This window comes from Streptantibioticus ferralitis, assembly GCF_029223525.1.
In the GTDB taxonomy this organism is placed as follows: domain Bacteria; phylum Actinomycetota; class Actinomycetes; order Streptomycetales; family Streptomycetaceae; genus Streptantibioticus_A; species Streptantibioticus_A ferralitis.
Genome location: NZ_JARHTQ010000006.1, coordinates 364,964 through 375,301, shown reverse-complemented (window position 1 = coordinate 375,301; position 10,338 = coordinate 364,964). Strand labels below are relative to the sequence as shown.

General features: G+C 71.5%; 10 protein-coding genes and 1 rRNA gene. 9 read left to right on the top strand and 2 right to left on the bottom strand.

Features of this window, described 5'->3' with window-relative positions; translation table 11 throughout:
* The first annotated feature begins 2 nt into the window (after nucleotides 1-2).
* The 3 genes from rrf to P2L57_RS12700 all read left to right on the top strand — a co-directional run bounded on the left by rrf (nucleotide 3) and on the right by P2L57_RS12700 (nucleotide 1,975).
* A 5S ribosomal RNA gene (gene rrf, locus P2L57_RS12710) occupies nucleotides 3-119 on the top strand.
* Between the two features lie 303 nt (nucleotides 120-422).
* Nucleotides 423-965: a hypothetical protein gene (locus P2L57_RS12705; RefSeq protein WP_275812891.1), complete on the top strand. Its 543-nt coding sequence runs from the start codon at nucleotides 423-425 to the stop codon at nucleotides 963-965.
* A gap of 23 nt (nucleotides 966-988) precedes the next feature.
* Nucleotides 989-1,975: a tetratricopeptide repeat protein gene (locus P2L57_RS12700; protein ID WP_308292462.1), complete on the top strand. Its 987-nt coding sequence runs from the start codon at nucleotides 989-991 to the stop codon at nucleotides 1,973-1,975.
* A gap of 71 nt (nucleotides 1,976-2,046) precedes the next feature.
* On the opposite strand, the gene P2L57_RS12695 is transcribed toward P2L57_RS12700, so the two are convergent.
* Nucleotides 2,047-3,375 (bottom strand): DUF1015 family protein, encoded by a 1,329-nt coding sequence (locus P2L57_RS12695; RefSeq protein ID WP_275812889.1) that lies wholly within the window; start codon nucleotides 3,373-3,375, stop codon nucleotides 2,047-2,049.
* Nucleotides 3,376-3,486: 111 nt separating this feature from the next.
* Between P2L57_RS12695 and P2L57_RS12690 the strand changes: the two genes are divergently transcribed.
* Nucleotides 3,487-4,524, top strand: coding sequence for an HAD-IIA family hydrolase (locus P2L57_RS12690; RefSeq protein ID WP_275812886.1), 1,038 nt, complete (start codon nucleotides 3,487-3,489; stop codon nucleotides 4,522-4,524).
* 32 nt (nucleotides 4,525-4,556) lie between these two features.
* Here P2L57_RS12690 and P2L57_RS12685 read toward each other — a convergent pair whose 3' ends face one another.
* Entirely contained in the window at nucleotides 4,557-4,904 is a 348-nt protein-coding gene (locus P2L57_RS12685; RefSeq protein ID WP_275812883.1) for a sterol-binding protein, read from the bottom strand.
* A 251-nt stretch (nucleotides 4,905-5,155) separates the two neighbouring features.
* On the opposite strand from P2L57_RS12685, the gene P2L57_RS12680 reads away from it, so the two are divergent.
* The 5 genes from P2L57_RS12680 to recN all read left to right on the top strand — a co-directional run bounded on the left by P2L57_RS12680 (nucleotide 5,156) and on the right by recN (nucleotide 10,217).
* On the top strand, nucleotides 5,156-6,112 hold the full coding sequence (locus P2L57_RS12680) for a histone (RefSeq protein ID WP_275812880.1): 957 nt from the start codon (nucleotides 5,156-5,158) through the stop codon (nucleotides 6,110-6,112).
* Entirely contained in the window at nucleotides 6,105-6,446 is a 342-nt protein-coding gene (locus P2L57_RS12675) for a hypothetical protein (protein ID WP_275812877.1), read from the top strand. Before P2L57_RS12680 ends, P2L57_RS12675 begins: the two co-directional genes overlap by 8 nt.
* A 7-nt stretch (nucleotides 6,447-6,453) precedes the next feature.
* A complete protein-coding gene (locus P2L57_RS12670) occupies nucleotides 6,454-7,269 on the top strand; it encodes a TlyA family RNA methyltransferase (RefSeq protein ID WP_275812875.1) in 816 nt (271 codons plus the stop codon).
* Complete coding sequence (locus P2L57_RS12665; protein WP_275812872.1) at nucleotides 7,266-8,177, top strand: NAD kinase; 912 nt, start codon at nucleotides 7,266-7,268, stop codon at nucleotides 8,175-8,177. Before P2L57_RS12670 ends, P2L57_RS12665 begins: the two co-directional genes overlap by 4 nt.
* A gap of 321 nt (nucleotides 8,178-8,498) precedes the next feature.
* Nucleotides 8,499-10,217: a DNA repair protein RecN gene (recN, locus tag P2L57_RS12660; protein WP_275812962.1), complete on the top strand. Its 1,719-nt coding sequence runs from the start codon at nucleotides 8,499-8,501 to the stop codon at nucleotides 10,215-10,217.
* Nucleotides 10,218-10,338: the final 121 nt, after the last annotated feature.

The following is a 10,338-nucleotide window of genomic DNA, read 5'->3' as shown; positions in this document are numbered from 1 at the left end:
GTTTCGGTGGTCATAGCGTTAGGGAAACGCCCGGTTACATTCCGAACCCGGAAGCTAAGCCTTTCAGCGCCGATGGTACTGCAGGGGGGACCCTGTGGGAGAGTAGGACACCGCCGAACAATTCTTATGGACCCCCGGTCCCGGCCTGAGCGCTGGGGCCGGGGGTCTTTTTGTTTTCCCGCCGGTGCGCAGTCTTCCCTCGAGTACGAGAAACTGGCACTACAGCAGTACGAACCAAGGAGTCACGTCGATGTCCAACTCGTCCGAGGGCCGCTCGGATCGGCCCGAGCGCAGGGATCGGAACACCGGCGCCGGCGACCGGCGCGGATTCCGCAGCGGTGGACCGCGCCGAAACGACGAGCGCGGTGGTTTCCGCAGGGACGACCGGCCCCGCTACGACCGGCCGCGGGACGACGGGCGTGATGACCGCCGAGGTGACGACGGCCGCCGCGATGGCCGTCGTGATGATCGGTCGCGTGAGGATCGTCCGCGTTACGACGGTCCGCGTCGTGACGATGAGCGTGGTGGGTTCCGTCGTGACGAGCGTCGGGATGAGCGTCCGCGTTACGACCGTCCGCGTCGTGACGATGAGCGTGGTGGGTTCCGTCGTGACGACCGTCGCGACGAGCGCCCGCGTTACGACCGTCCCCGTGATGACCGTCGTGACGAGCGTCGGGATGAGCGTCCGCGTTACGACCGTCCGCGCCGTGACGATGAGCGTGGTGGGTTCCGTCGCGATGACCGTCGCGACGAGCGCCCGCGCGATGACCGCCGGGACGAGCGTTCCCGCGCGCCCCGGCGTGATGACGAGCGCGGCGGGCGCGGCGGCTACGGGCGCGGGGATGACCGGGGGCGTGAGCGGCGGCCCTATTCGCCGGGGCGTGGGCGCTTTGAGGACCGTGGCCGGGACGAGTCGCGCGAGGAGCGCGAGCCCGTCAAACGGCTGCCGATCCCGGACGACGTGACCGGCCAGGAGATCGACAAGAGTATCCGGCAGGAGTTGCAGAGCCTGCCGAAGACGCTCGCCGAGGACGTGGCGCGGAACCTGGTCATGGTTGCCCGGCTGCTCGACAGCGATCCGGAGCAGGCCTACGCCTTCGCGAAGGTCGCGTTCCGTCTCGCGTCGAGGGTGGCGGCTGTCCGTGAGGCCCTTGGTTTCGCGGCGTACTCGACCGCGCGGTACTCCGAGGCGCTTGCCGAGTTCCGGGCCGCACGCCGGATGACCGGTTCTGCGGAGCTGTGGCCGGTCATGGCGGACTGCGAGCGTGGCCTTGGGCGTCCGGAGCGGGCGCTGGCCATGGCCGGTGAGCCGGAGGTACAGAAGCTTGACCGGGCGGGCCAGGTCGAGATGCGACTGGTCGCCGCGGGCGCGCGGCGCGACATGGGGCAGGCGGACGCCGCCGTCGTCACGCTGCAGAGCCCCGAGCTGGCGTCGAACGCGGTGCACCCTTGGACGGCCCGGCTACGCTACGCGTACGCCGACGCCCTGCTCGCCGTCGGCCGTGAGGACGAGGCCCGGGAGTGGTTCGGCAAGGCGCTGGAGGCCGACCAGAGCGGCACCACGGATGCCTCGGACCGGCTCGCGGAGCTGGACGGCGTCGAGTTCGTGGATGCCCTCGACCTGGAGGCCGACGAGGCCGACGAGGCTGACGAGGCCGACGAGGCTGACGAGGTGAACGAGACGGACGCGGCGGACGAGACCGGCGAGCCGCAGGACACCGCTCCCGCTGAGCCCGAAGCCAAGCAGCCCGAAGCCAAGCAGCCCGAAGCCAAGGAGCCCGAAGCCAAGGAGCCCGAAGCCAAGGAGGCCGAGCCGGAGGCGGAATCCGCACCGGAGGCGGAATCCGCACCGGAAGCCAAGTCCGAGGACCCGGCCCCGAAGCCCCAGGCCGAGCCGAAGCCGGAAACCGCCCCTGAGCCGGGCCCGTCGTCCTTCCTGGACGATCCGTTCAAGGAGCCCGGCGAGCAGGCCTGAGCCAGCCGCGTCCGTGCATGTGAAGGGCGCCCCCGCATCGTGCGGGGGCGCCCTTCCCGTATGCCGTCGGTTCAGCCGAGGTCGAGGCTACGCAGCACCAGCCCCGAGGCAGGTTTCGGACCGAACGAGGTCGACTTGTGCGGCATCATGACGCCCTGCCGGGCCAGTTCCAACACGGTCGACTCCGGCACCGGGTGCATCAACACCGCTGTGCCGCCCAACCGTTCGGCCTGCCGGACCGCTGCTGCCGCGTCGTGTACGTAGCCGATGTGCTCGGGGGCGTCGGGTACCCGCCAGAGGCGGTCGACCAGGACGCTGTGCAGCACGGTGGCATCCAGGCGGCGCCACGCCTCGGGACGGTCACGTGGCACCGACTCGTCGATGACCCGCTCGTCGGGCCGGGTGAGCAGGTGGAACGAGCCGTCGCCCGCGAGGAGATAGGTGTTCCCGTCGCTCGCCTTGGTGGCCGCCAGCGCGTCCAGAGCGGCCGGCAGCGGGCCGCCGACCGTCTCGATGTGGAACACGTCCCGTGCCGCCGCCAGGGCCTGCGGGACCGGCATGTGCTGCAGTACCCGGTGGATGGCGCGCACTCGCAGCGGATAGCGCGTGGTGTCCACCAGGAGGACCAGGCCGCGGTCCCACGGCCCGGGTGCGGCGGCCCTTCGCTGTTCGTCGCGGAGTCGTAGATACGTCGCCCAGCGGTGGTGTCCGTCAGCGATCAGCGCCTGCCGGGGTGCGAGATCGGCGTCGATGGCGGCGATCTGGTGGGGATCGGTGATGGCCCACAGCCGGTGCCGGGTGCCGTCCTCCGTCGTCGTGGTCAGCAGCGGTGGCTGCTGCGCCGTGCTCTCCACGATGCGGGCGGTCGTGCTGCCGCCGTGGCTGCCCGATCCGTCGTAGTCGCCGCCGCCATCGCCGCGGTAGGCGAGGAGCAGCGGCTCCAGGTTGGCACCGGTGGCCCGCATCAGCCCGGCTCGGTCGGCCACCGGCTCGGGCATCACGTCCTCGTGCGGCAGGACGACGTGCTCGTCCGGGGTGGTGAGGTGCAGCGCGCCGATCAGGCCGCGTTGCAGGCCGGAGACGTCGCTGTACTGCTCGTAGACGTACAGTGCGGGTTCCGGGTCGGGGGCGAGCACACCCTCTTCCAACCAGTGCCGCAGGGTGCGGGCGGCCTGTGCGTGGCGGTCGGCGGGGTCCCCGGACTGCGGGAGGATCAGCCGGACGATGTTGTGCGGGTCGGCGGTCTCCAGCTGATGCAGTCCGTCCGGCCGGACCACGACGTCGTACGGTGGCGAGGTGACCGCGGACAGACTGCCGACCCGATCGGGGACGTAGCGAAGACCGCGGAACGGCGCGAGCCGTAGACCGCGCGGTGGCGCGGATGGTCCTGGAGTGCTCATTCGAGCATGCTATGTGCCCGATGGCGGTGTGCGATCACCGGTTGGGAAGATGCGTCAGATGCGTGGACGGTAGCGTGCACGCGGCGTGGCGATACGAGGGAGCGACGAGCGATGAACGGGCAGACCCTGCGGACCCGGCCGGACGGCAGCGAGCGGCCGCTGCACACGGCCTACGACACGGCGCTGCTGGATCTCGACGGGGTGGTGTACGCGGGCGGGAGCGCCATCGATCACGCCGTGGAGTCGCTGGGGACCGCGCGTGCGGCCGGTGTGCACCTCGCGTACGTCACCAACAACGCGCTGCGTACGCCTGCCGCGGTCGCCGAGCATCTGACGGAGTTGGGCGTCCCGGCGCAGCCCGAGGACGTGATCACTTCGGCCCAGGCGGTGGCCCGGCTGATCGCCGAAGAGGTACCGCCTGGAGCGAAGGTGCTGGCCGTGGGCGGCGAGGGCCTGCGGGCCGCGCTGCGCGAGCGCGGGCTGGAGCCGGTGGACTCGGCCGACGACGATCCGGCCGCGGTGGTACAGGGGTATGGCGGTCCCGAGCTGACCTGGGGGCGGTTGGCGGAGGCCTCGCTCGCGGTGGGGCGTGGGGTGCCGTGGTACGCGTCCAACACGGATCTGACGATTCCGAGCGCACGCGGCATCCTGCCCGGCAACGGCGCGGCGGTGGCGGTGGTACGCATCGCCACCGGCGGGGAGCCGCGGGTGGCGGGCAAGCCGCAGCCGCCGATGCATCGGGAAACGATTCTGCGAACCGGTGCGAAGCGGCCGCTGGTCGTCGGGGACCGGCTGGACACGGACATCGAGGGCGCGTACGTCGGCGGGGTGGACTCGCTGCTCGTACTGACCGGTGTGACGACCCCCACGCAGCTCGTCGCGGCCGAGCCGAAGCACCGGCCGACGTACCTGGCCGCGGACCTGCGCGGGCTGCTCACAGCGCACCCGGATGTCGAGGCGGAGCAGGGCGGGAACGGCTTCCGGTGCGGTGGTTGGACCGTGTCAGCGGATGCCGAGCGGCTGCGGATCGACGGCGCGGGGGACCCGTACGACGGGTTGCGGGCGCTGTGTGCGACGGCCTGGACGGCGGCGGGCGAGTCGGCCTGCGAGCTGGACGCGGGCAAGGCGCTGGGGCAGTTGGGGCTGTGACGGGGGCTGCGCCGGTGGATTCCGCCGGACGGCTACAGGAGTGTGCGCAGGCGCAGCAGGTCCAGTAGGCCCGCCTCCAGCTTGACGCGGCCGGTCGCCCATGCCTTGGCGAAGTGCAGATCGCCGTTGACCAGCGCCACCAGGTCGTCGCCCGCCATGGTCAGTCGGATCTGGGCGCGTTCGGGCGGCGGGCCGGACAGGGTGACCACATCCCGGATGTGGCCGTCCGCGAGACGTCCCACAAAGGTGATGTCGAGATCGGTGATCCGGCAGCTCAACGACCGGTCGAGGGCGGCGGCGTTGCGTACGTCGCCCTCGGCCTGCGCGAGGTTCTCCGACAACCGGTCGAGTGCGCTGCGGCACTCCTCGATGGTCGCCATCGGTGGGGCTGCTCCTGTTTCGCTGGTGCGGTGTGTCTGTAGGGACGTTGATCGTGTGCGTTGCGGGTGGCGCGGGTGTGTACCGGCGACCGTACACCTGCGCAAGGGGTGATCCGTCGGCGTCTGCGGCTTCTGGGGAGGTTGCACGCGCTTTCCAGGGGGTTTACAGGGGCTTCTGCCCGACGGAGGCAGGGTGGCACGCGGTAGCGTCATGACCATCGGCGTCAATGGTGAGGCGAGGAGTGAGGGCATTGCGTGACGCGCTGCGCACCTGTCTGCAGATCGCGGAAGGGCTGACCGAGGCCACGCGACGGCGGGCGGCGGAAGCGGCTCGGGAACTTCTGGAACAAGCCGGCATAGACGTGGACGCGCTCCAGAAGAACATCGGCGAGAGGATTCCGCCGGAGGTACAGACACTCGCGGACGAACTCATCGCCTCAGGCCGTGCCAATCGCGACATGCTGCTGGGCCTCATCAGGGAAGAGGTCGACAAGACGATGGGGCGGGTCAGCCGCCTCGCCGACGAGGTGACCAAGGTCGGCGTGATCCTGGAGGCGCTGGAGCGCCGGGTACGGAACCTGGAGCGCCCCGAGGAGGCGCCCAAGCAGCCGAGCGGCCCGAGCGAGCCCGGTACGCCGCGTGAGCGGGTCCAGGTGGACGCGGAGGCCGCGGCGCCTCCGGCGACGCGGCCCGCGGGCGCGGGGGCGCCCGCGGCGAAGAAGGCGACGAAGGAGGCCGCGGCCAAGCGTCCGGCGGCCAAGAAGGCCCCTACGGCCAAGAAGGTCCCCGCAGCGGCCAAGAAGGCCACGAGCACGCCGAGCCGCCTCGCGGAGACGACCGCCGCCCCGACGACGGCGAGGAAGACGGCCAAGAAGGCGACGCCGAGCGCCACGAAGAAGACGGCGGCCAAGAAGGCGCCAGCGGAAGCGCCGGCCGCGAAGAAGACCGCCGCGAAGAAGACCGCGGCCAAGAAGACGACAACCGTCGCCAAGACCAAGACAACACCTGTCGCCAAGACAACACCTGTCGCCAAGACGACACCCGCCGCCAAGACGACAGCCGGAGCCAAGAAGACGTCCTCGGCCGCGAAGCGGACAGGCTCCGCCGCGAAGCGGACAGGCTCCGCGGCGAAGAAGGCAGCTCCCGGCAAGGGGTCCGCGCCGTCCGAGGCCCAGCCGCAGGGGAAGCCGGGGCCGGGAGATGACTGAGCAGCCGTCGCTCCCGGAGGCTGCCGAGGCGGAGGCTGTGGCAGCGCACGCCGTCGAGGCGGAGGCGGACGTGCCCGAAGCGGCGGAGTCGGCCGCCGTAGCCGAGGAGGAAGCGCCTGGCGGGCCCGTACCGCTGGGGATCACGCTGCAGCCCACCGGGAACGCGGAGGTGGACGCGTTGCTCGATCGGCTGGGCGATGCCGACGACCTGCCCACCGAGGGGCATATCGAGGTGTTCGAGGATGTTCACCGAGGACTACGGGACACCCTCACCGCACTTGATACCCGGCCGGGCCCGCCCGGTCCGAACCAGAGACACGACGACAGGAGCTGAACCGAGCGTGGCAGGACAGGCAAGACGGCGCCTCGACGCGGAGCTGGTGCGCCGCGGTCTCGCGCGCTCGCGCGAGCACGCCGCCCAGTTGATCGCCGCTGGGAGGGTGACCGTAGGTGGCGGTACCGCCACCAAGTCCGCCACTCAGGTGGAGACCAGCGCCGCGCTGGTCGTCGCCAAGGACGACAGCGACCCTGACTACGTCTCCCGTGGCGGGCACAAACTCGCGGGCGCGCTGGCCGCGTTCACGCCGCAGGGGCTGAGTGTCGAGGGCCGTCGCTGCCTTGACGCGGGCGCGTCGACCGGCGGCTTCACCGATGTGCTGCTGCGCGCCGGTGCGGCGCACGTTGTCGCCGTGGACGTCGGCTACGGTCAACTGGCCTGGTCGTTGCAGAGCGATGACCGTGTCACCGTCAAGGACCGTACGAACGTACGCGAGTTGACGTTGGAGTCGATCGACGGCGAGCCGGTGGATGTGATCGTCGGTGACCTGTCGTTCATCCCGCTCGGGCTCGTGCTGCCCGCGCTGGTGCGCTGTGCCGCGCCCGACGCGGACCTGGTGCTGATGGTCAAGCCGCAGTTCGAGGTGGGCAAGGAGCGGCTGGGCAGCGGTGGCGTGGTACGGAGTCCGCAACTGCGGGCCGAGGCGGTGCGGGGGGTGGCCGCGCAGGCGGCCGGGCTGGGGCTGGGCGTGCTCGGGGTGGCCGCCAGCCCGCTGCCGGGACCGTCCGGCAATGTCGAATATTTTCTGTGGCTGCGCGCCGGGGCGCCAGAAGTCGACCCGGCGGATGTGGATCGAGCCGTAGCGGAGGGGCCTCGTTGAGCGGATCGAATACGTCGGGCGAACGCACCGTCTTCCTGTTGGCGCACACCGGCCGTCCGGCGGCCGTGCGCAGCGCCGAGCGCGTTGTGCAGGGGTTGCTGCGCTGCGGGATAGGCGTACGGATCCTCGCTGAGGAAGCCGTCGATCTACCGCTGCCGCCGTCGGTTGACGTGGTGGAGTCCTGTCAGGACGCCGTGGACGGCTGTGAGCTGCTCGTCGTCCTGGGCGGTGATGGAACGCTGCTGCGCGGTGCGGAGTTCGCGCGGGCGTCCGGTGTGCCGATGCTCGGGGTGAACCTCGGCCGGGTGGGTTTTCTGGCCGAGGCCGAGCGCGATGACCTCGACAAGGTCGTGGACCGGGTGGTCACCCGGGCGTACGAGGTCGAGGAACGGATGACGCTGGACGTTCTGGTCCGGGAGAACGGCAACGTGGTGCACACCGACTGGGCGCTCAACGAGGCGTCGGTCGAGAAGGCGGCACGGGAGCGGATGCTGGAGGTCGTCACGGAGGTGGACGGGCGGCCGGTGACCGGTTTCGGTGGCGACGGCGTGGTGTGTGCGACGCCTACCGGTTCGACCGCTTACGCGTTCTCCGCGGGGGGGCCGGTGGTCTGGCCGGAGGTGGAGGCTCTGCTGATGGTGCCGATCAGCGCGCACGCGTTGTTCGCCAAGCCGTTGGTCACCTCGCCTCGTTCCGTGCTCGCCGTCGAGGTCCAGCCCAAGACGCCGCACGGCGTCTTGTGGTGTGACGGGCGGCGCACCGTGCCGTTGCCCGCCGGGGCGCGGGTTGAGGTGCGGCGTGGTGCCGTGCCTGTGCGGCTTGCGCGGTTGCACCATGCTTCGTTCACTGATCGGTTGGTTGCGAAGTTCGCGCTGCCTGTTGCGGGTTGGCGGGGTGCGCCCCACTAGTACGGGTGCGTTCGTGGTTGCGGTAGGTCTCATGCTCGCCCACCCGCCCGCCCGTTAGCGCGGTCGTCTCGGCACGGCCTTCGCCCAGGGTCCGTTCTGGGGCGGGGGCGCGCCGGGGTGTCCCCGCAGCGACCCCACGAAGCACGGCCACTGTGCGGTCAAGCTGGAGTGAGGAGACACCCCCGACGCACCCCCGACGCACCCCCGACCCCGAACCGACCGTGCGCAACGGCACGCTCGCGGGTTGGGGCAACGGGGGGAGGGTGGGCGTGACCCACACGTGACCGCGCAGAGCGTTATCGTCATGGCGTGCTGGAGGAGATGCGGATACGGTCCCTGGGCGTCATCGATGACGCCGTGGTCGAGTTGTCGCCGGGTTTCACGGCGGTGACCGGCGAGACGGGCGCAGGCAAGACCATGGTCGTCACCAGCCTCGGTCTGCTGCTTGGCGGGCGGGCCGATGCCGCGCTGGTGCGGATCGGTGCGAAGGCGGCCGTCGTCGAGGGCCGGATCACGGTCGGCGCGGACTCACCTGCTGCGGTGCGGGCCGAGGAGGCCGGGGCCGAGCTGGATGACGGCGTGTTGCTGGTGAGCCGGACCATTTCGGCGGAGGGCCGCTCGCGGGCGCATGTCGGCGGCCGTTCGGTGCCCGCCGCGCTGCTCGGCGAGCTGGCCGACGATCTGGTGGCGGTGCACGGCCAGACCGACCAGCAGGGTCTGCTGCGTCCCGCCCGGCAGCGGGCGGCGCTGGACCGGTACGCGGGGCAAGCGGTCGCCGTACCGCTGGCGAAGTACGCGTCCGCCCACCGTCGGCTGCGAGACGTCAGTGCCGAGTTGGACACGCTGACCACCAAGGCGCGGGAGCGGGCGCAGGAGGCGGATCTGCTGCGCTTCGGACTGGACGAGATCGCCGCCGCCGAGCCGCTTCCCGGCGAGGACGTCGAACTGGCCGCGGAGGCCGAACGGTTGGGCCACGCCGAGGCGCTGGCGTCGGCGGCCTCGGCCGCGCACACCGCGCTGGCCGGCAATCCGGAGGACCCCGAGGGCGTGGACGCCGCCACGCTGGTGGCCGGGGCGAGTCGCGCTCTGGAGTCCGTCCGGGCGCATGACCCGGCGCTTGCCGCGCTGGCTGACCGGCTTGGCGAGATCGGGATCCTGCTCTCCGATGTGGCGGGCGAACTCGCAGGATACGCGGACAATCTGGACGCGGATCCGCGTCGGCTGGCGGCGGTTGAGGAACGGCGTTCGACGCTGGCCCACTTGACCCGCAAGTACGGCGAGGACATCGCCTCGGTCCTGGCCTGGGCCGAGCAGGGGTCGACTCGGCTGGCCGAGTTGGACGGCGACGACGACCGGATCGAGACGCTGACCGCGGAACGGGACGCCCTGCGCGCCGAACTCGGTGAGCTGGCACAGGCGTTGACGGACGCGCGGACGACCGCGGCCGAACGGTTCGCCCAGGCGGTGACGGCCGAGCTCGCCGAGCTCGCGATGCCGCATGCCCGTATCACGGTGGAGATCCACCAGGCCGATGACCCCGAGGGCATCGAGGTCGGCGGCCGGACGGTGGCCTTCGGCGCGAGCGGCGCCGACGAGGTGGAGTTGCACCTCGCCCCGCACCCCGGCGCACCGGCGCGGCCGATCGCCAAGGGTGCCTCCGGTGGTGAGCTGTCACGGGTGATGCTCGCCGTCGAGGTGGTGTTCGCGGGTTCCAACCCGGTGCCGACGTATCTGTTCGACGAGGTGGACGCGGGCGTCGGCGGCAAGGCGGCGGTGGAGGTCGGACGGCGGCTGGCCCGGCTGGCGAGGACCGCGCAGGTCATCGTGGTCACGCACCTGCCGCAGGTGGCGGCCTTCGCCGACCGCCAGCTGCTGGTGGAGAAGACCAATGACGGTTCGGTCACGCGTAGCGGAGTCAGGGTGCTGGACGGTGAGGAGCGGGTGCGCGAACTGTCGCGCATGCTGGCCGGGTTGGAGGATTCCGACACCGCCCGCGCCCACGCGGAGGAACTACTGGAGGCGGCGCGTGCCGCGCGCTGACGCTCGACCTGCGTGCGGTGCGTTTCGGCCGGCGGCACCGCGGTATCCGTCAGCGGTCTCCGGCCGCGGGCACCGCAACCCGCCCAGGACCCGCCTGACGGACGCCCCGCGCGCCGGGCGC